Annotated in this window: 10 protein-coding genes; all 10 read right to left on the bottom strand. The window is 33.1% G+C overall.

All coding sequences use genetic code 11. The annotated features are described in order from the left end of the window. Window positions 1-291: 291 nt before the first annotated feature. The 10 genes from BUA92_RS07335 to BUA92_RS07290 all read right to left on the bottom strand — a co-directional run bounded on the left by BUA92_RS07335 (window position 292) and on the right by BUA92_RS07290 (window position 23,174). Window positions 292-732 (bottom strand): GtrA family protein, encoded by a 441-nt coding sequence (locus tag BUA92_RS07335; protein ID WP_073018302.1) that lies wholly within the window; start codon window positions 730-732, stop codon window positions 292-294. After that, a complete protein-coding gene (locus BUA92_RS07330) occupies window positions 729-2,345 on the bottom strand; it encodes an N-acyl-D-amino-acid deacylase family protein (RefSeq protein ID WP_073018300.1) in 1,617 nt (538 codons plus the stop codon). The genes BUA92_RS07335 and BUA92_RS07330 overlap by 4 nt, the downstream gene beginning before the upstream one ends. Window positions 2,346-2,473: 128 nt before the next feature. Next, window positions 2,474-4,072, bottom strand: coding sequence for a xylulokinase (locus tag BUA92_RS07325; RefSeq protein WP_073018297.1), 1,599 nt, complete (start codon window positions 4,070-4,072; stop codon window positions 2,474-2,476). A 51-nt stretch (window positions 4,073-4,123) separates the two neighbouring features. Further along, a complete protein-coding gene (locus BUA92_RS07320; RefSeq protein WP_073018295.1) occupies window positions 4,124-4,774 on the bottom strand; it encodes a TetR/AcrR family transcriptional regulator in 651 nt (216 codons plus the stop codon). Window positions 4,775-4,777: 3 nt separating this feature from the next. Continuing rightward, on the bottom strand, window positions 4,778-5,911 hold the full coding sequence (locus BUA92_RS23240) for a class II aldolase/adducin family protein (protein ID WP_073018293.1): 1,134 nt from the start codon (window positions 5,909-5,911) through the stop codon (window positions 4,778-4,780). Window positions 5,912-5,942: 31 nt separating this feature from the next. After that, window positions 5,943-7,421: an aspartate aminotransferase family protein gene (locus tag BUA92_RS07310; RefSeq protein ID WP_073018291.1), complete on the bottom strand. Its 1,479-nt coding sequence runs from the start codon at window positions 7,419-7,421 to the stop codon at window positions 5,943-5,945. 323 nt (window positions 7,422-7,744) lie between these two features. Further along, complete coding sequence (locus tag BUA92_RS07305) at window positions 7,745-11,161, bottom strand: fibronectin type III domain-containing protein (protein WP_073018289.1); 3,417 nt, start codon at window positions 11,159-11,161, stop codon at window positions 7,745-7,747. Window positions 11,162-11,281: 120 nt separating this feature from the next. Continuing rightward, window positions 11,282-12,043 (bottom strand): MurR/RpiR family transcriptional regulator, encoded by a 762-nt coding sequence (locus tag BUA92_RS07300; protein WP_073018287.1) that lies wholly within the window; start codon window positions 12,041-12,043, stop codon window positions 11,282-11,284. Between the two features lie 192 nt (window positions 12,044-12,235). Next, complete coding sequence (locus tag BUA92_RS07295) at window positions 12,236-16,456, bottom strand: fibronectin type III domain-containing protein (protein ID WP_073018285.1); 4,221 nt, start codon at window positions 16,454-16,456, stop codon at window positions 12,236-12,238. 172 nt (window positions 16,457-16,628) lie between these two features. Beyond that, entirely contained in the window at window positions 16,629-23,174 is a 6,546-nt protein-coding gene (locus tag BUA92_RS07290; RefSeq protein ID WP_073018283.1) for a glycoside hydrolase family 2, read from the bottom strand. Window positions 23,175-23,503: the final 329 nt, after the last annotated feature.

Below are 23,503 nucleotides of genomic sequence, written 5' to 3'. Positions count from 1 at the left end.
TTTTAATCTCAACATAATAAATTATGACATTCAACCAGTCAATAGGGTAGTTTACTTTTTCTGCCTACTTATTATTCATTTTTCACCTAATTAATTTAATATTTTTATCATATAGTAGCAATATTCCTACTATTTAAATATGATATAGAGTGCCCATTTCATTATATATAGTCTAGAATGATTAGACTGGCGGTGCACTTCTAACCTGTAGAGACTTCTTCCCAAGTCTCATTAGATTCTTTTATATATGAAAATCCCCTTAATTAACTATAGTAATTAAGAGGATCTAAGTTATAGTGAGCTTTTCTTTGCTAGATGGTTTGTGTCTATGGATTTTTTGAAAACATAAAAGCGGTCATATAGGAATTCTAATATGAAGTTTGCTCCCATGTTTAGGAGGGTTACTAGATATTCATTCCAGTGCAAGGTGTCTGCTAGATAGTTTCCTATTAGGGTTGATGCTGGTATATAAACTAGATAAAAGGCAAGGATTTTTGTCATTGCTACTGCTATATTGTTTGCGGATTTAAAGGTATATCTACGATTTAATGTGAAGTTCCATATTACTGATAGTATTACTGCTATCACATAGCTTGGCCAGTAAGGCCAGTCTGTTAATTCATTAAAGATTGAAAAAGATATTATTTCTATAATTCCTGCTGATATTGAGAATATACCAAATTTAATTCCACGAATGATTTCTCTCTTTAGGTTATCATCTTTATTTTTCATTTTATCCTCCTTTCACTTATACTTTTTACTGCATTACCAGAAGTTTTTAGGGCTTCTTCATCTAAGAGTCCATTTTCTAATACTAGTTTTCCATTTATAAATACTTTTTCTATTCCAAAGGCTTTCTTTTGATCTGGAAGGGTATTTTTTAGTTTCTCTTCATTAAAGATTGTAATGTCTCCAAAGTAACCTTCTTTGATGTATCCTCTGTCTTTTAGGGAAAATCTATCTGAGGTTTGTCCTGTCATTTTTCTTATTGTTTTCTCCATACTATCTCCTGTTCCTAATAGTGAGGCTCTTAGAAATTTTGGAAAACAATCGTATATAGCTGGATTTTGAACTCCCTTATCTTCCACCCAAGCATCTGTCATGTATATACAGCTATCCTCCTTTGATAGTTCGCTTATTATTTCTTCTGTGCTATAGGGCTTCATATTTACTCTTCCTTTAAAATCACTTTTTTCACATAAATAAAGGTAGGTATCTAAATCTGATTTATTTAATTCTTTCCCAATTTCATGTACTGTTTTACCTTCAAATTCTTCGAATTCTTCTCCTATATATGCTATTTCTATATCATTAAATCCAAAACCTAATAACTTACTTGATGCCTTACATAAAAGCCATAGTTTAAATTTATTGATTGGTTTTTCTCTTTCTTTTAAGTCCATGGCTTGATACCAAGTTGGAAGAATTACTGTTATAACTGATACTCCCATTAATTCATGGTAGATATCAAACCCAACATCTACACCCTCTTCACCTAATTTATGAATTATTGAAAGAAATTCATCCTTATCTTTAAAGGATCTTCTCCCTACAAATATTGCATGGGAATACTGAAGCTTTAGGTTTGTGCCTTTTGATATTTCCACAAGTTCATCAACTGCTCTTAATAAATGGGAACGCCCAAAAAGTTCAGGGTACGCCATTGAAACTGCGGAGTTTGCTCTTGGATGAATTGTAAGAGGTTTATCATATTTTATACAAAGCTCTGAAACCTTTTTTAGTTCCTTAGTGTCTGCATATAAACCTGGTTCATACATTAACCCTAAAGATATTCCACAGGCTCCATCTTCTAAAGCTTTTTCTAAGATATTTAACATTTTTTCTTCTTCCTCTTGAGTTAAAGGTTTATTTTCTAGTCCAATAAGTCCCGCTCTAACTGAACAATGCCCTATTAAGGCTGCAATATTGCAAGGATTGTTTTTGTGTATTGCTTCAAAAAACTCTCCCATATCACCATATTCTTTTGTGGTGTCTTTATGGGAAAATAGTCCCCCTCCAATATTTTTAATATAAGGACTGTTTTTCTCAAAACCAGCCTGTGATAGTCCACAATTTCCTGTTACAAATGTGGTTATCCCTTGATTTATAAATGGTATAAAGTAAGGTAGAGGTTCCTTTTTTATTGCATACCAATCATTGTGGGAGTGGGCATCTATAAATCCTGATGATATGGATAAACCTTCTAAGTCATAGGTTTTATCTACGTCTTCTAATATCTCTTTAGCTACCTTAACTATTTTCTCATCCTCTATTAATACACTTCCTATGTAAGGTTTATTTCCTGTTCCATCATAAATCTTCCCATTTTTTAAGAGTATTTTCACATGGCATCATCCTTTCTATTAATTTTTTTCACCTACAAAACAAAAAAGAAGCCATCTATTTTAAGATGACTCCATTGTCTTCTAATTTATATTTCATTTTGTAGGTGATTGTATCATATAAATTACTTTTAAATACTATTTCTAATATACTTAAAATTATCTTTATTGGTTTTGTATAATCTTTTAAATACTTCAAAGTTTCTATCATAGATCTTTTTTGCTTCTTTATTAGGTTCTAATACTTTTACTGCTGGTATATAGTTTTTTATGGCTTTTAAATCTTCGATAACCCCAAGTCCTACCCCAACTAAGGCTGCTGCTCCAACTGCTCCTACATTTTGAGGATTTTTTACTATGTCTATCTTATGCCCTGTAATATCTGCTAATATCTGAGCTGTGGTTTCTGATAAGGCTCCCCCTCCAACAAACCTAATGGTTTTTGAGGTTTTTATTTTCTCCTCTTGTCCCTCAAGCATCCATCTTAGGTGAAAACATATCCCTTCTAGTACAGCACGTATAAGTTCTGTTTTCCCTGTTTCTAAGGTTATATTAAAAAACATTCCCGAGGCATTAGGATCTTCAAAGGGACATCTATTTCCATGAAGCCACGGTGTAAAAATTACTCCGCCTGCACCTGGTCCTATTTCATTTATGGTTTTGATTAGATACTCATATAGACTTTTATAAATGGCCTCGTCACTTTCTATTATCTGCTTTTTCTCAAGATATATATCAATCTCATCTAAGGCTAGATGGTCTTTCACCCATTCAAGGCATTTCCCTGCTGTCTCCATTTCTGCAAAGTAGTTATAATATCTTGTTTGTGCTCCTACTATTGAGGCTATCATTCTTTTTATATCAACTTTTTGCTTGTCCACAACTGTTGAAACCCATCCAGAGGTTCCAGAATATATGTGAGTATCTCCAAGTTCAACACAACCTGCTCCAAGTCCTATTAAGGAAGCATCTCCGCCTCCTCCAAATACAGGGGTTCCTTCTATTAAACCTAATTCTTCAGCAGGTTTTTTCTTAAGCCCCCCTACCATGTCGGTAGACTTTATTATTTTCGGCAGATGATTCATATCTACCCCATTCATCTTGCATAAAGCTTGACTCCAGCCTTCTTTATCTTTTCTTGTGTCATATAAAAGAGTTGAGAAAGCTGAATCCTCAGTCATTATGAATTCTCCTGTACACTTATTTATGAGATATTCTTTTACATCTAACCACTTGTACACTTTTTTAAATTTCTCTAGTTCGTTATTCTGAACCCATTTGTATTTCCATACAGGATCTTTTACACTTGTTGAAGCAGCTCTTGAAATCATTAAACTTCTTACCAGTTTAAAGACATTTGCTCCTGACACTTGAATACCATTTCCCATACACTCTTTTATTTCTTTTTCTGCCCTTTGATCCATGTAACTCATAGGTCTTCTTACAGGTTCTCCATCCTTATCTACAAGCACCAGCCCTTGCATTTGGGAGCAGAAGGAGATTCCTGATATTTCAGAAGGTTCTATTGAGGTTTTTTCAAATATCTTTTTGGTGGTTAAGCACATAGCCTCCCACCATTCTTCTTGGTTTTGCTCAGCACCGCCATTTTCCATCATATAAAGATTATATCCTTTGTGGGCATGAGCTATTAATTCTATGTTTTTCTCAATACTAAAAAGACAAGTTTTTACACCAGTTGTCCCAATGTCATAAGCAATTACATATATCATACCATCACCTACTTTTCGTTCAATTGCACCCCAATTTATTTAATTTTATTTTCACTTGTGGATTACTTCTGCTTGATTGAAAGTAAATGCAGATTCTAGGAATTTAAGAAGCTGAGATACTACCTCTTCATCTCTATCTTCCACATCTTCACCACAAAAAATCTTCATTCTTTCCTTGTAGTAATCACAGCTATAGGAAAACTGCATCATGGTTAGTAAATTATCAAAGAAAAAGGCAAACATACGCGGATTTATATCACTTCTTATATCGCCATCTCTCATGGCTTTTTCTATTAATTCACTATAGGCTTTTGAGGTTACTGTTTCTATTTCCTTTGCAAGGACCTCTGCAAACTTTTTACTTCCACCTGAGGTTATTTCGTTATACATATTTATATAGTTGCTGTGTTTTCTTGAATAAGCCTGTACTGCACGTATCATTTTTTCAGCCCTAACCAAAATCTTATCTTCACTATCAACTACTTCTTTAAGCACTGATTCTAAAACATTAAGACTTTTTCTAAGGCAAGCTAGGAAGAAGGTTTCTTTATCTCCATAATACTTGTATAATACTCCCACACTTATTCCTGCATTTTTTGCAATAACATTAACGTTGGCTCTGTCTAAACCTTTTTCAGCAAACTCTGCTATTCCTGTTTCTAGAATTTCTTCTATTTTTTCTTCTGTCAATTTTCTTAGCATCTTCTATACCTCTTTATCTTTCTGTTTTGAGTATTTTTTTACATATATAAGACGTTGAATATTAGCATCTAGTGAGCCTAAAGGAGATAGATTTAACTTGGTTCCATAAATATCTGCTATACACCCTTTATTTAACACCATATCCACAGCTTCGGCTTCACTTTCTGTTATTCCTGTGCATAAAGCTCCTATTCCTTCTATTAAAATTGCATTTTTATTTTTTAATTCCTTTGCTATATTCTTTATATTATCTTCTGAATCTTTTAAGCACTTTATATTTACACCAGCAATTTGAGCTAGGTCATCAAGATAGGGCTTAAGCACATGGCCCTCTCTACAGACTTTTAATATAGCTTCTTCTTTTCCATGAATAATATTATTCACCTTGCTATGTTTATATATAGCTTCATGTAATTTTACTACCTTAGGAGCGTCCTCTTTTACCTCTCCTACTGTATATTCCTCAGTTTTCCCCTCATAATTTAGAACGAATTTTACCCCTTTACGATGACTTTTCCCATAATCCTTAAGTAGGCTTACGGTTTCCTCTTTCTCAGAAAATATCTTATTAAACTTATCTTTTGAAAGTTTTTCAAGAGTTTCTGCAATATTAAACCCATCTTCTAAATCTTTTCCATAACATACTGTTCCATGATATTTCATTAAAACAGCGTTGCTATTTTTGTTTTCACTTATGACTTTTTCAACAGCTTTTCTAAGTTTTTTTGTGGAAGGCATTCCATAACTTGCACAAGGCACTTTTTCTCCAAGTACTTTTTTTAATTCTTCATCATAAACTTCTATACTTTTTCCATCTATACTAATAGCTGATGCCATTACTTGATGGGTATGAATAATGAAGTTTACATCTTTTTTTAACCTATAACCATCTGCGTGAATTCCCTTTTCACTTGAAGGTTTAATATTTCCTTCATAAGAACAGTCTACTATGTTTACAACTACTATCTCATCTGGAGTTAGGTTTTCGTAAGCTAAACCACTTGGTGTTATAACAAATTGTGTATCAGATATTCTTGCACTAATATTTCCCCAAGTTCTTGCAATAAGTCCACTCTGAACTAAGATCTTACCAGCCTTTATAACTAAGTCTTTACCCTCTTTTATAGAATATGCCATAATACCCTCCTTTCAAAACTAATTCCCCTTTTTAAATCTGTCCACACTTAGAGAATACTCTATCAAATCTTACTAACAAATCATCAACCATTTCTTCTGTGTAAGCAGCACTTGTATAAAGTCTTGAGCCTGCTAGGGTAACTATTCCTTCAGCCATATAAGCTGCTCCCATGTGCTCCATTTCTTTTTGACGTATACCAGTTTCTTTTAATACGTTTGGAATCTTCCATGGTTTCATTAGATTAACGCTAAAGTGCATAGTTCCTGCATTGTCTAAATGGCAGATTGATCCTTGATTAAATGCGACAAATGGTAGGTTATATTTCTTTATTGATTTTTGAAGTCCTGCTGTAAGTCTATCTCCCATACGTCCTGCTTTTTCACAAGCATTTGTACTTTCTATTTCTGAAAGAGCAACATATCCTGCTACACAAGAAATTGGGGTTGCTGCCATGGTTCCTCCACACATAGCCTTAGATACTTTTTTACCTGAAGAATCAAGTCCTGCTCCTAGGTAAGCCATACAATCCTTGTGCCCACCTACTCCTCCAGCTCCTGGATATCCTCCTGCTATGATCTTTCCAAATACAGTTAAGTCAGGGTCTACACCAAAATACCCTTGTGCTCCGCTGTTACCTATTCTAAAGCCTGTTACAACCTCATCAAATATCAAAAGTGCTCCATATTTATGGGCTAATTCCTCTGTTCCTTTAATAAATTCTTTAGATACAGGTCTTGTCCCACTTTCTGGTCCCATTGGTTCTATGTATATTGCTGCTGTTCCACCATAGAACTTATTTTTCCAAAGCTTTCTTTCTAAATCATTTAAATCATTAGGGAAAAATTCATCGGTATGCTTAAATACAAAACCAGGTACCCCTTTTGACATCATACCCTTTGTTCCTGGAACTCTTATGCCATAGGCAAGCTGATCTGACCATCCATGATAAGCTCCTCCCATTTTTAAGATGTTTTTCTTCCCTGTTTTAAGTCTTGCAATACGAGCTGCAACCATACAAGCTTCTGTTCCTGAACCTAACATACGGAACATATCTACAGATGGCACCATATCAGATATTTTTTTTGCAAGCTTATATTCATATTCATGGAAAAGTCCTGTTGATGGTCCACAGGTATTTAAAAGTTCAATTACTTGTTCTCTAACCTTAGGAGGATTGCTTCCAAGTATAGTAGGTCCACCTGCTTGTAAAAGGTCATAATACCAGTTTCCATCTACATCATATAGTTTTGCACCTTCTGCCTTTGTTATAACAATTGGAAATGGATAGTTAAAGGCTAAATTATGCTGAACTCCCCCTGGAATAATATTTTTTGCCTCATCAATCATTTCTTTTGACTTAGTACATTTTTTATTAAAGTATTCTTCTATATATTCATCTAAATACTCTTTTTTTATTGAATGCACTGGCTTTTTTATAAGTTCATCCAGCTCTTTTGTAACTTTTTCTGCATCAAGATAATTATCAATTGCAAATCCCTTATATGCCATTATAAACTCCCCCTTTCTATCTCGTGAGTTACAACTCACGTCTTGATAATATTTTAATATTATATTTATATCAGTGTCAATATGCAATATAATATTTATTTTGTTTAACGTATTATTATTTTTTTAGTGTTTTTAATAATAATTCAATTCCGCACTTTTATTTATGTTAATATATAAATTAAGAGGGGTTCTAATTGTTCAACTCCTCAAAGATATTGGTTTTTCTTAAGTTTTATCAGCTAATCTAAGGCTAAAAAATATTTTAATATTAGGTATTATTTAAAAAAAGAAGAAGCCCTAAGGCTCCTTCTTTTTATTAACTCTTATTCATTTGTTGGCTGATATCCTTGTTCTATTATGCTTCCGTTGAAGCCTCTAACAGTTCTTCCATTTTTGTAGCTTAGGATGAATTTACGTGACCAGCCTTCTCCTTTTTCTCCTGTTACTTTGTCGATACCGCTGCTTACGCCTTCACCTGTTCCATTTATGATGTGATTAAATTTTTGCATTACTGCATTTTCATTTGCGAAGGTTTGTATGCAGGCATTTTCTACAACTACGCCTTCTTTGTTTGGTACTTCAATTGCATTTTCAAGTTCTATTTGTACTTCTGTTGAATCATAGGTTGGACCTGTGTATATAAATACGTTGTAGATTCCAAGTCCTACTGCATAGTGGTTGTTTACATTGTTTGCTACTTTATAAGCTGCGTAGCCTTTTACAGTACCATTGTGAGACATCCATGCTTCTTGGCTTATTGGATCATAAGCTTTTTCGTTTTGATAGAAATAGGTTGCTCCATTTTCACCGTTCCATAGGGTATCATAATCTTGGAAATGTTCATTGAATAGTGCATAGCTGGTTACATCATCACCATTTACTATTAATCCATGTTTTGATGTGTTTCCATTCCAAGCTACACCTGCACCATGGTCTGCTCTCCATATCCAGAAGTGATCTCCTATTACATCATCACTATTTATTATTAAAGCGTCATCTGCTTTTGTTAAGCTGCTTGTTGTTCCACCTACTCTAAAGAATAAATCTGATAAAAGTGTTGGATTTGAGGAATGATCATTACTTGCACCATCTTGTCCAACTACTAATAATGCTTTTGAGTGTGCTCCTGCATCAAATATTAATCCTGCTACTGTAACTCCATCTACGTCTGCAATTTTCATAGCTGCATCTCCATTATCAGGAATAATTGATGCCATACCAGTTCCTAAAACAACAGTGTTTGGATTATTAACATTTATAACTTGTTCTGCATGGTATACGCCAGGAGTAAAGAATATATTTTTGCCGCTGCTTAATTGCCCATTTATTTTACTAGCTGTGTCTCCTTCTTTTGCTATATAGAAGTTATTTAAGGAAACAACGTTACCAGTTCCCATACTGGTTCTAGACCATGAAATTCCTCTACTATTAGTCTTAAGTGAAGGAACAAATACTTTATATTCTCCATCATCATCTAAGAATAGGAAAGGTTTTTCTTTTATTTTTGGAGTATTTGTAATACTTGTATTAACTTGTTGTTGATTATCTGAGGTTGGAATTGCCCAGTTACTATAGCCGTTACCTTTTAGTAATTGTGTTCCTGTTTGTGCTGTTGGTAAGTTAGGTGCAATAACTCCTTGATAAAAGGCATTTAAGGTTGTTCCATATACTTTTCCAGTTACATTCGAGTTTCTTGTATAGAATTGTTGTCCTGAGAAGGTTCCTGAGCTGTTACCGTCACTTGTAACTCCTTCAATAAGACTATCTGCAACATATCCACCACTTGCCCATCCATAATTCCAGTCATAGCTTACTGGACGCTGAGAGTATATTCTTCTCATTGGTGCTGCTTGTGCTATTCCCCAGTTAAATTGATCTGGTCTCCAGCCTCCATAGTAAGAGCTGTTATCTCCAGTTTTTATAACTGAGAAGTTCTCTACTGATCTCCAGAAGTTACAGGTTGCATTGTTATTAGCTAAATATGCTGGTACCTCTAGATTGTTTAATTTTACATCATAAGGTGTTTTACCTAGTCCAGCAACTTGAGTATAAAATCCTACAGGCATAGTTCTTGTGCTTGTATAATCTCCTGGTTTAAAGTAAAGTGAGAAACGATTTTCATTAAATTGTGCATCTTTTTCTATGTCGTTTTGTAGCTTAAATATATCTAATACTACCTTGTCAATGTTTGCTATATCATCAAATGGGGAGAAGAAAATCATGTTTTCACCAAACATCTCTTTTTCTAAAGAAGTGTATTCATCAGATAATCCTGATGCTCCATTTGAATTTACTGCTACAACCTTGTAGTAGTTATTGTACTTGCCTGAGTTTATATTAGTATCTGTATAGGTTAGTCCAGTGATTCCTTCTGCTATTTTCTTGTAGCCATCTCTATCATAAGCACTTCTAGCACGATATATTTGGTAACTGTTTGCTCCATTAACTGCCTTCCAAGATAGCTGAAGTCCTCCTTGAACTTCCTTAACACTTAAATTACTAGTTGTAACTGGTCCTGAACTATTTGTGGTTTGAACATCAATATTTACGCTTTCAGATTGTGGACTATCTCCATTTACTGTACTAACCATTACTGTATAGTTAGTTCCAGGTGTTAAGTTCGTAACGTTTAGTGAGGTTCCACTTGTTTCTTTATTAAATACTTGCGCCAAGGTTGCTTTATTAATTACAACAACCTTATATCCAGTAAGTATACTATTAGTAACACTGCTCCAAGAAACATTGAATGATGTGTCATTTGTATTAGAAGCTTGTACATTTGAAACCATCTTTGGTTTTGTAACTGAGTGGATAACAAACTTTTCATTGTTAGTAAGTTGTCCTGTATAGCCTCTTCTCATCTTTTGATCCACTACAGTAATATAGCTGCCATTTTGTGAATCTTTAAAGGAAACTGTTCCATCTCCATTAGGTGATACTATTATGGATTCCCATCCCCATGCTTTTACATCTGCATTTTGGAATACTTCTTCTGCTCCACCTGATTTCCAAGCTAGGTTTGAAAATGCTTTAGAAACAAAGTTCATTACTGGAACCCCATCATATGAACCATACAAAGGGAAAAATCTTAGGTCATCTGAAATAACTCCATTTGTTTTTTCTCCAGTAACCTTTATTGGATTGCCATTAATCCCATCTGCTTTTATATATTTTCCTGATTGTTTATGTTCAATATATACACTAACATCGTTATATTTAGGTGAAATTATATAGAATTTTTCTGCCTGATCTGAACTGGTTGTACCGATAGTTAATTTGTTGTTACTTACGCTTATATACTTTCCTTCAAAGTTCTTTAATCTTAATAACCCTGAACTTCCATCAACGATTTCTGTTTGAAAGCCTTCCCACTTTCCTGTTGTCATCTCGCTTTGTTTTGTACCATTTGCTAATAAGTTTCCATTGCTGCTTACCCAAACATTACTAGGATTATCCACTCTGCTTATTTGAATACGATTAACAGTTGGGTATTGTTGGACTGTAAATAATGCATTGTCTCCAAGTTCATTTCCATTGGTCTGATCAACATTCTCAAGCAGTGAGCCATCTTGTGCAACGCTTATGACTTTTCCTGAGGTCGCCGAAACTATATAAGAATATGCGTCATTAGCCTGGTAGTTATTTTTATCAACTACCGCGTTCCCCTGTGCAAATACCAGATTAGCATTCGTAAAAATCATGCTTAAGGTCAAAACTCCAGTTAGAAATTTCTTTAACATTATCCTTCCCTCCTATATTTTTTTCTGTAAGCCTACACTTATATTATAAAAAATGTTTACATAAATTTATATATTTTACATATTCTTAGGAACGTATTCCAAAAAAAGAAACAAGAAGGATTAATCTTCTTGTTCTTTGTTCATTCTTATATATGCCTGCTGGGCTAATAGTTCAATTAAGGTTACAACAGGAACTTGAGTTGTTAGGTTTAAGTATGTCTCTTCTTTGCTTTTCACTTCTGGCATATAATAGGACAAATTATAATCAGCAATTCTAGCTAAGGTTGATTCTTCATTGTTTGTAATGCTTAGAACCTTAGCTCCATATCTCTTAAAATCCTCAGCTTTCTCTATCATCTGTACGGTTTCTCCTGATACAGAAATAATTATGGCTAAAGTATTTTCAAGTCCTCTAGGCGGAATTGGATAAAAAGGATCTGATATACTATAGGCGTTCATCTTCAGGTTTGTAAAATATCTGCTTCCATACTCTCCTAATATACCGCTGGTCCCTATTCCTGAAAAAGCTATATGACGAGCATTTACTATCATATCTATGGCTGGCTTTAAAACCTTTCTATAATCCTGTTTATTTACATCCTTTAAAAACCCATTTATATGTGAACCTAAATCAAAAAACTCTTCAATTGTTTGTGAGTTGTATTCTTGAGCCTTTTGTTTAATCTTATACTTAAATTCGGCATAGCCAGAGAAACCTAATTTATTGCAGCAACGTAGAATACTTGATGGAGATACATGACACACGTTTGATAATTCTCTTATTGTCATTTTTGATACTTCCTCTAAATTATCTACAACATATTGATACACAACCATCTCTAAATCATTTAATGTCTTGACTTTTTTAGGATCAAAAATCATATTTACTCCCCCCGGCAAACTAATAGATATTGATCTGATTTTGCAAATCTACTTACTTTATTTTCCTATACACTAATTATATCTCAATGAAAATGACCCATCAATGATTGTTATTACGTTTACATGAAATGTATTACCTTGTGCATAAAAAAAAAGAAGAAGCACTAAGCTTCTCCTTTACTTTAAAACTCTTTATTTACTTGAAACTTCTTTTTTTCTTCTTTTTATAATAATAGCTCCAGTTGCCATGATTAATGCTCCTAATGCTATTAAATAAGATTGGTTCATTCCACCTGTTTTAGGTAGATTACCCTGGTTCCCGTTGTTATTGCTTCCATTATTACCTGTTCCGCCGTTATTATTTCCGTTATTTCCGCCATTACCAGGTTCTTCGTCAACTGTCTTCTTAATTAATCCTTCTATTGCCTTATCTAAATTACTTATAGCTTCATCAACCATCTTTTGGTCTGCCTCTTCATCAGCTGCTGTGTCTTTAGCTTTAGTTAAAGCTTCTTTTAAAGTAGCCCAAGTTGCGCTTGTGTAATCCTCTTGCTTAAGAACTTCTGCTTCTGCTATTTTTGCATTTAGTTTGCTTTTATCCCCCTTAATTATAAGCTGGCTTATTGCTAAGTTTATATTAGTTTCTAATTCATCAACGGTTGTTTGTTCTGCATTATCATCTTTTAATACGACTTGAGATTTTTCTATTAAATCAACTAATATTTTTGAGCTTGCTTTAGTATAAATATCGAGCTTTAGTTGTTTTGCGTTATTTAATGTTGCTGTTAACTTTTCTTTATTTGCTTTTAAAGAAGCTTTTGAAACTCCATCTTGAAGCTCAGTTGTTACTTTATCAACTTCATCTTGTTCAAAATCTTCTGTATCAATTATAAGTTTAGCTCTATTAACTAAATCTTCTAATCCCTTAATGCTTAAAGGTTTATATTTTTCATGATTAGCTAAAATCTCATTAGCTGAATCTACTGCTTTTATTAAATTAGATTTATCTGTTTTATATTCATTAGTTGGTTGATATCCTTGTTCTACTATGCTTCCGTTAAATCCTCTGATAGCTTCTCCATTTTTGTAACTTAATATAAATTTACGTGACCAACCTTCTCCTATTTCACCTGTTTCTTTATCTATACCGCTGCTTACACCTTCGCCAGTTCCATTTATTATGTGATTAAATTTTTGCATTACTCCATCTGCTTTTGCAAAAGTTTGAATACATGCATTTTCTATTACCACACCTTCCTTGTTAGGAACTTCTATAGCATTTTCTAACTCTATCTGCACTTCTGAGGAGTCATAAGTTGGTCCTGTATAAATAAATACATTGTAGATTCCAAGTCCTACAGCATAGTGAGTATTAACCTTATTTGATACTTTATATGCAGAGTAGCCTTTTACTTTTCCATTATGAGACATCCACGCTTCTTGGCTTATTGGATCATAAGCTTTTTCATTTTGATAGAAGTAGGTTGCTCCATTTTCCCCATTCCATAAAGTATCATAGTCTTGGAAATGTTCATTAAATAAAGCATAACAAGTTACATCATCACCATTTACTATTAATCCATGATATGAATTGTTTCCATCCCAAGCTACTCCTGCGCCATGGTCAGCTCTCCATATCCAGAAATGATCACCTATTACATCGTCACTGTTTATTATTAATGCATCATCTGCTTTAGTTAATTTGTCTGTTGTTCCACCAACTCTAAAGAATAGGTCTGCTAAAAGTGTTGGATTTGATGAATGATCTTTATGCTCTCCTTGTTCACCAACAACTAGTAATGATTTTGAGTGTTCTCCTGCATCAAATATTAATCCTGCTACTGTAACTCCATCTACATCTGCTACCTTCATAGCTGTCTCACCATTATCAGGAATAATTGATGCCATACCTGTGCCTAAAACTATAGTATCAGCCTTATTCACTTTAATAACTTCTTCTGCATGATAAACGCCTGGAGTAAAGAATATATTTTTACCATTTTCTAATTCTTTATTAATTTTAGAAGCATTATCTCCTTCTTTTGCTATATAAAACTCATCTAAAGAAAGAACTTCTCCACTACCTATGCTATCTTTTGACCATGACACTCCTTTTGTTTCCTTGTTAAGTGAAGGAACAAATATTTTATATTCTCCATCATCATCTAAGAATAAGAATGGTTTTTCTTTAATTACTGGAGTATTTGTAATACTGGTGTCCACTTGCTGGGTATTATCAGCTGTTGGAATTGCCCAGTTGCTATATCCGTTACCATTTAACATCTCCACTCCAGTTGCAGCTGTTGGTAGGTTAGGAGCTATAACCCCTTGATAAAATGCATTTAAGGTTGTTCCATATGCACTTCCTGTGATCTCAGAATTTCTTGTGTAGAACTGCTGACCTGAATAAGTACCAGATGTTCCTTCAATGATACTATCGGCAACATATCCACCACTTGCCCATCCATAGTTCCAATCATAACTAACTGAACGTTCTGAATAAATTCTTCTCATTGGAGCAGCTTGTGCTATTGACCAGTTAAATTGATCTGGTCTCCATCCCCCAAAATAAGATGTATTGTCCCCAGTCTTTATAACCGAGAAGTTTTCTACTGACCTCCAGAAGTTACAGGTTGCATTATTGTTAGGTAAATAAGACGGTACTTCTAGATTATTAAGTTTAACTTCATACGGAGTTTTACCTAGTCCAGCAATCTGTGTATAATAACCTACAGGAATAGTTTTTGTTTTTGTATAATCCCCAGGTTTAAAGTAAATTGAGAAACGATTTTCATTAAATTGTGCATTATTTTCAATATCGTTTTGTAGTGTAAAAATGTTCTTTATAACTTCGTCTATTTTTTGTGTGTCATCAAAAGGTGAAAATAATATAATATTATCACCAAATAATGCTTTCTCTAATGAAGTATATTCATCTGATAAATCTGATTCCCCATTTTCATTTTTTGAGACAATCTTATAGTAGTTATTGTATTTACCTTCATTTTCAGCAGTATCTACATAATTTGTATCGGTTATGCCTTCTCCAATTTTTATATATCCATCTTTATCATAAGCACTTCTAGCACGATAAACATCGTAGTTGCTTGCACCATTAACTTCTTTCCAAGAAAGGTTGATTCCTTCATCGCTTTCTTTTACAGTTAATTCAGTTGCCTTAGCTGGTACAGGACCATTCTTAGTTTGAACGTCTATACTTTCACTTTCAGAGTATGGACTATTAGTATTTACAGTACGAACCTTTATTGTGTAATTAGTTCCAGCTGTTAAATTTTTTATAGTTAACTCTGTTTTATTAGTTTCTTCGCTTTTAATTTGCTCTAAGGTACCCTTATTGATAGCTATAACCTGATAGCCAGTATATATGCTGTTATTAACTCCATCCCAAGAAATAGTTAATGAATCAGCCGTAGAATTAATTAATCTTACATTTGAAGCTTTCTTAGGTTGAGTAACAGCATGTATTATGAATTTTTCATTATCTGTTAGCTCTCCTGTATATCCTCGTTTCATTTTTTGATCAGCTACTGTTATATAGCTCTTATTTTCTGAATCTTTAAAGGAAATAGTTCCATCTCCATTTGGTACAACAATGATTGATTCCCATCCCCCTGCTTTTATATCAGTATTTTGAAAAACATAGTCTGAACCGCCAGACTTCCATGCTAAATTTTTAAAAGCTTTAGAGACAAAATTCATTACAGGTACTTCATTAAAGGACCCATACAATGTTGAAAATCTCAACTCGTCTCCAATAACATCTCCTGCTTTATCACCATTAACTGTTATTGGATTCCCATTTACTCCATCAGCTTTTACATATTTTCCTGATTGCTTATGCTCAATGTATACAGTAGTGTCATTATATCTAGGTGATATAATATAAAAGCTTTCTGCTTGGCTAGAATCGCTTGTTCCAATAACCAGCTTATTATCATTTTTATTAATATATTTTCCATCGAAATTCTTTAATCTTAATAAACCAGAACCTTCATCAATAATCTCTGTTTGAAATCCTTCCCAGCTTCCAGCAGAAAGATTACTTTGTTTTGTACCGTTAGCTAACAAGTTTCCATTGTTACTTGCCCAAACATTATTAGGTTTGTCCACTCTGCTTATTTGTATTCGATTAACTTGTTCATATTTGTTAACTGTAAATAATGCTGTATCTGCTAGTTTATTCCCATCGGTTTCTTCTACCGTGTCAATTAATGCTCCATTTTCGTCAACCTTTATCACTTTCCCTGACGTGGCTGAAACTATATAGGAATATGCATCATTTGATTGGTAGTTATTTTTATCTACTATTGAGTTTTCTTTTGCAAATGCTATGTTGGCACTTGTAAAAACCATACTTAAAGCCAACACCCCTGTTAAAATCTTTTTTAACATTACACCATTCTCCCTCATTTATTCTGTAAGCTTACAATACTATTATAAAAAATGTTTACATTTAATTATATATTTTCCAAATTATAGAAACATGTTCCAAAAAAAGAAACACCACATAATTAGGCATATAGAAAAAAGGAGCACTATGGCTCCTTTTCTCTGTTATATATTTTTACTCATCAGAGGGGTTCTGCTTTTTCTTTTTTATAATAATGGCTCCAGCTGCAATTGTTAATAATCCTAGTGCTACTGCTTGAGAAGGATTTACTCCACCTGTTTGAGGTAAATCACCCTCGTTACCGTTGTTGCTTCCATTATTGTTGCTACCATTATTACCTGTTCCGCCGTTGTTATTTCCATTGTTGCCTCCATTATTTCCACCGTTACTGCCACCATTACCTGGTTCTTCATCAACTGTCTTCTTGATTAAGCCTTCTATTGCCTTATCTAAATTACTTATAGCTTCATCAACCATCTTTTGATCTGCCTCTTCATTAGCTGCTGTGTCTTTAGCTGCCTTTAAAGCTTCAGATAAAATTTTCCAAGTTGGGGTTGTATAAGCTTCTTCTTTTAATTCTTCTGCCTCTTTTATTTTTTCATTAAGTTTAGTTTTGTCTCCCTTAACTACTAATTGCGTTATTGCTAGATTTAAGTTTGTTCTTAACTCATCTACAGGTGCTTGTTCTACATTATCATCTTTTAGCACTTCATCTGCTTTAGCTATTAAATCAACTAATGGTTTTGTACTTTCTTTAGTGTATATTTCAAGATTTAATAGTTTAACTTTATTAACTGTAATTATTAAATTTTCTTTATTAGCTTTTAAAGAAGCTTTTGAAGCTGTTTCTAATAATGTTTTTGTTATTTTATCAACTTCTTCTTGTTTCGCATCGTCTTTGTTCATTACGGCTTTAGCTTGATTAACTACTGCTTCTAATCCTTTTATGCTTGCTGGTCTGTATTTATCACTGTTTGCTAAAACATCATTTGCTACTTCTAATACAGTCTTAAGTGATGTTTTATTTGCTCTAAATACTAGGTTTACTATTGATGAACCAAGATCATCATAAGCCTTTTTAACTTCTGCTTCTGATGCATCACCATTTTTAGATACTTCTTTTGCAATATTTAAATTGTTTATGAAGTTTTCCCATGATGCTGTTGTATATTTGTCTTTATATTCTAATATTGATTCTGCTGTAGATATAAGGGTTGTTAAGTTTAAGTTATCAGCTCTATCAGTTAACTTAACTGTTGCTTCAAGTAATTCCTTAAGCATATTATCAACTTCTGTTTGAGTTACTTCAAGATTTCCTATTACTCCTTCAGCCTTTATAATTGTAGCTTTTAATATCTCTACTGAGGCTGGAGTATATTTTTCTTCATTTTGTAGTTTTTCTTTTGCAATTTCAACTTGTGCTTTTAATATTTCTTTATTAACCTTAAGTTCTAACTCTGCTTTTGCTAAGGTTAATTTATCAACTGCATCATTTATTTCAGTTTGTGTTGATAGGACATTATCAATAACTTCTTTTGCTTTATATAGTGAAGTTATGAAGTTAGTCCAACTTTGCTCAGTGTAACTTCCCTTTTCTATATTCAAGTTTTCATTATATAAATCATTTAATAATGTTTTATCTGTTTCTGGTAATTCTACCTTTGGAACAACTAAGTTATTAATATCTAACCAAGTAACTACAGAATCATCTTGTGGTTTAATTAGATATTCAGTTTCTTCTTTTCCAAATGCAGTTTTCTGAGCAATTATCTCTTCAGCTGATAATGCCTTTGAGTAAACTCTTGCACTACCAAATTCATAATCACTTGTTCTACCAGTTTCAGGACAATAGCCTAACCATAATGATTGAGTATTTGCTGCTAGTCCACTTGCAGCAACAGGAGCTGTTCCAAGCAAGGTTCCATCAACATATACTGCTAATGTGCTACCATCATAGGTTCCAACTACTTGATGCCAGTTTCCAATCCAATCCTTAGGTATATCGATTATAGCTTCCTTAGTGTACCATCTATTATCTGTAGACTTAACAAATATATCTACTGATATTTTACTTGAACCAGAAGGCCTTGTTCTTAATCCAAAGTTGCTGTCTCCCTTACCTATAATCATATTATAGTCTTTACTTGTACTAGTTGGTTTCACCCAAACTTCTGTTGTAAATGGCTGTCTGCCTTTAAATAAGGAGTCAAATATGTCTTCACCGTTTGTACCTTTATTATTTGCAAGTTCTAATCTTCCACTTAATCTAACTCCTCTTGATGAATCTGAAATAAGTTTAGAACTAGTTGTTATTAATGGATTTATTCCATTTTTACTCTTATCTCCTATATATGCTGGATCTGCACCTTTAGTTCTAGCTACATCTTCTACAGCCTTTAGAAGTTTGTTTTTAAGTTCTTCGCCAACTTTTGCTTTTTGTTCTTCTGTTAAATTATCATATTTAAACTTAAGTTCCATTACTGCATCATATTGAGAGTAAGAGTATACTAATAAGTTTTGAATTGCTGATATTATTTCTCCTTCATCAAAACCCTTAGAATCTCTCCACGCCTTGCTTAATTCCATTGGAGACTTATCTGTTGTATAAGGTATAATTGTATATTCATAGTTATATGCCTTATTATTATTTACCTGATATTGTGGCAAAGTATCTGGTCCACAGCTCTTATTACCGTTACCTTGTGATATATAGTCCACTGATAATATTGTTTCTTTTTTAGGTGCACCTAGCTCATATGGATGTCTTGTATTACTTAACTCCTGAGCAGTAAAATGAAGTGCACTAGCTTCTAATAAATTTTTACCTGCTACTAATAAAGCATTATTTTTATCTTTATTATTAACACTAATCCATTTAACTCCTGTTAAGTTAGCTGAATCTTGAGTTTTTAAGAATGGATAGAAGAAATCTGACACTGTATTTTCGTATACGCCAACAGTTGAGAAAGTATTTCTATCTTGATAAGATTCAACTGGTCCATTTCCATACCAAGTTACATTTTCGTAGTTTTCTGGTAAGGTCATTGTTGAACCAACTTTTAAATATCTTCCCATACTTGTCTTTGTTGCATCTACAGTAAGATTAACTGTTACTTCGCCAGTTCCATTTATGGTATAGATGATTTTTTCTTTTGCACCCTTTGCGTTATTTAATATTAAATCACTTGCGATTATAGTTCTTCCATCTTCTCCTTTAGTTATATCAATTCCACTAACTGTAATATTTTGATTTGCATTTTTCCATGTTCCATCATAGTTACCATTATCGTTACTTATTGGTGCTCTCCAGAAGTTTGGAGTAGGACCATTTTCAATTAATACTTCTCCATTAAATACATAGTTCTTCATTAATCCTGTTGTCTTATCTATCTTAAAGGAGAAATTTTTTCCTGCTACTGAAATTTCTGACGTAATGCTATTATCTACTGTAACTTCTTCTTTAGATATAGCAGTATCTGCTTTAGGTACACTTGTCTGCACTGCAAATTGTTTATATGAAATTTCATGACCAGCTTTAGCCCATAAAGTATCATTTTTTAAATTAACTGAAATATTTAAATAATATTCTGCACCTGCTTTTAGTTGTTTTTGCATACTATAAGGTATAGTGATTGCCTTAGTTTCTTTAGGTGCCACATTTACATCATTCATTACTCCACTATCGATTACTTTTCCATCTTCAAGTAATCTCCAATTAAGAGCATACTCATTTAAATTCTTAAAATTGTTTTCATTGTATACATTAACCTTCCTTGAAGCAATTTCTTTATCATTTGCCTTAAACCAAAAACTTTGATATTGAAATTTCACTTCATAAATCTCTGGTTGAACATCTCTATCTGCTGATATTAATCCATTATTGCAGAAGTCTCCATCATTTGGAGTATCTCCCCAATCTCCTCCATATCCATAGAACTTTCCGTTTGCTTCTTCATTATAGAATTCTTGATGTGCATCTGAAGAAGCATAGTAGTCCCAAACATTATTAGAACTCTCACTTATCTCTTTTGAATAATCTATCCATAATAATACTTTTTCTGAATCAGCTTTGATTGCTGGATCTGTGCTGTATTGTGCTTTTATTTCATCTGCTGTTAAAGCATCTTTATATATACGTGCCATTGAAATTACACCATCAAAACTTCTGCCTCTTACTGTATCGTATCCAACTGCTACTGGTGCTTCTGTTGAATCTATGGCTGAACTTTCTGTTCTAGTTCCTGCTTCAGCACCATCAATAAATATTCTTAATACACTTCCATCATAGGTTCCTACTACTTGATGCCAGTTCCCAACCCAATTTTCTGGGAATGCTACTGTACAACTCTTCCAGCTGCCACCTGTTACTATAAAGAATTCTAATCCACTTCCTGAACTTTGAGTTTTTAATGCAACTTGATTATCTCCTTTTGAAAGTAGCACGCTATTCAAGTTAGTAGAAGCAGGTTTTACTATTGCCTCAAAGGTAAATGAAGCATTGCTTCCAGATAACTCTCTATTGTATACAGTATTATTTTCTGACTTCATTATGGTATATCCATCGTAAGACTTACCTGTTATTGATCCATTTCCTGCATCGGAAGCTTTCCCACTTCCATATACTGTTCCTGTAGCCCCTATGCTACTTTGATCTTTAATAGCATATTGTTTTGGAAGATTAGTTAATCTAGATTGATCTACCCAATCCCATACAAAAGCTCCTATCATATTTTTTGAACTTCTTATACCATCCCAATATTCTTTTAAATTTCCTACTGCATTACCCATAGCATGAGAATACTCACAAAGAACGTAAGGCATTGACTTAGTAGCCTTAGACCAAGTTGTATCTACTGATGGATACATATTACTATCTACATCTACTCCTCCATCTGATCCTAAACCTTCACTATGAAGCGGACGAGTGTTGTCTCTATCTTTGAAATACCACACCATTTCTGGATATAAGTTATTAGCGCCATTTCTGTCGTAAGACATTTCATTTCCTATAGACCATATAATTACAGCTGTTTGATTTTTTAATGTTTGGAAGGAGGTATTGGTTCTATCCATAGTAAGTGCTTTTAGATAAGTTCCTACTGCACCTTGATTGCTCATTAACGCATGACATTCTGCGTTTGTTTCTCCCATCATGTATAAACCGTATTTATCAGCTAAGTAATATAGATATTCATCATTTCCATAATGTGATGTACGAATTGCATTGATGTTATATTCCTTCATAAGTTGTACATCTTTCTCTATTACTTCTTTTGGAACATGTTTTCCATATACAGGATCGGTATCATGACGATTTGTTCCTTTTAATAGTAATGGTTGTCCATTAATCTTCATGGTTTCATAGTCTTGTGTTATTCTCTTATACTCAGTTCTATTATTTACTTCTGATCTAGTAAATGTTATTTCTCTAAATCCAAGCTGCTGAGATAAACTTTCTAACTGGTTTCCATCATTATCTTTTAGTGTCATTACTAAAGTATAAAGGTTTGGATTTTCTGCTGACCATAACTTTGGAGATAATACATTTTTAGTCCCTTTTACTTCTAGCGTCTTATTAGAATCTATACTTGCTACAGGAATAGTAAGTTCATTATTTTCAAGTACATTAGTGCCATTTCCATCAAACAACTTAACATCTACTTTATAACCTGATATATCACTTGAAGATGTGTTTTTTAATTTTAATGATAGATCTAAATTTGCATTTACGAAATTTTCATCCAAGTCAGTTACTACTGAATAATCATATATGTGAGTATCCGGTGTAGATCTAAGATATACATCTCTAAATATACCACCGTCATAAATCATATCTTGGTCTTCCATCCAAGTACCATCACAAAACTTATGAACCTCAACTGCTAATAGATTTTCTTCTCCTTTAGGATTTAAATAATCCGTAATGTCAAAGTCATGAGGTCTATAGCTGTCTTCGCTATATCCTACTTCTTTACCATTTATATATACATAGTATGCAGATTCAACTCCTTGAAATGATATATATACTCTTCCATTTTCCTGAATCATGTTATCGTTTACTTTGAAAGCCTTACGATAAAGCCCAACAGGATTGTAGTTCACTGGTGCGCTAGGTACCTGTACATTTTGATCATATTTACTCTGCCATGGCATTTGTACATTTGTATATATTGGGAAATCAAATCCATAAGTTGTCCAACTTGCTGGCAAAGTTACATTTTTCCATCCATCTTCACTATTTAATTTATAGTTATTATTCATGAAACCGCCATCTAAAAACTTTTGTGCCTTACTAGCATTTTGAACTACTGTTAAATCCCAATTATTATTTTCACCTGTTAATGGTTGATAATAATTTGATCTTTCTTTCTCATAATTTAAGGAACCTAGACGAGCTGATTCAACATCGTGATATGCTACTGTTGAAGTAGTTGATTCTTCTCTGTTTATTCCAAAAATATCAACTGCCCTAACTGATTTACCATTAAGATCTGTATAATCTACTCCCATATACTCTTTGTGAGTAAACTTTTTATCATTTACTCCAAGCTTTGTTTCAGATTGTATTATCTCTGACCTTTTTTCACCCTTCCATGCCTCAATTTTACGATTAACTGTTTCAGCCGCAGAAACTTTGATTGGTATTGCTTGACCTATAGCACTCAGCGCTAAAGTAACCAATATACCTAGTGATATTGCTCTCTTTCCTTTTCGATACATGTTTTACCCCCTATACCTTATTATTAATTATTAAAATAAACTTTTTTAGTAAGGCCAAATAAAGATGTATAGTTGTTTTTAAGAGCATTAATATATAAGATTTTAAGAAAAATTTTAGTAAATTATTTACTTCAAAATTTATAATTCCAGAACCTTACATAGCAGATATGTTTATTAAAATAACTTCATAACTAATTATAAAACCATTTGCCATAATTTTACATATAATTTTATTGGATAAATCTTCAAATTTGTTAACTACTAATTAATTATTCAATTATTACTGTAAAACTTTAAAGTAAAATGCCAGTTAAATTTATATTTTTTTA

Origin of the sequence: Clostridium intestinale DSM 6191, from assembly GCF_900130055.1 — a bacterium.
GTDB lineage: Bacteria > Bacillota > Clostridia > Clostridiales > Clostridiaceae > Clostridium_T > Clostridium_T intestinale.
This window is presented reverse-complemented; position numbering and strand designations above follow the sequence as displayed.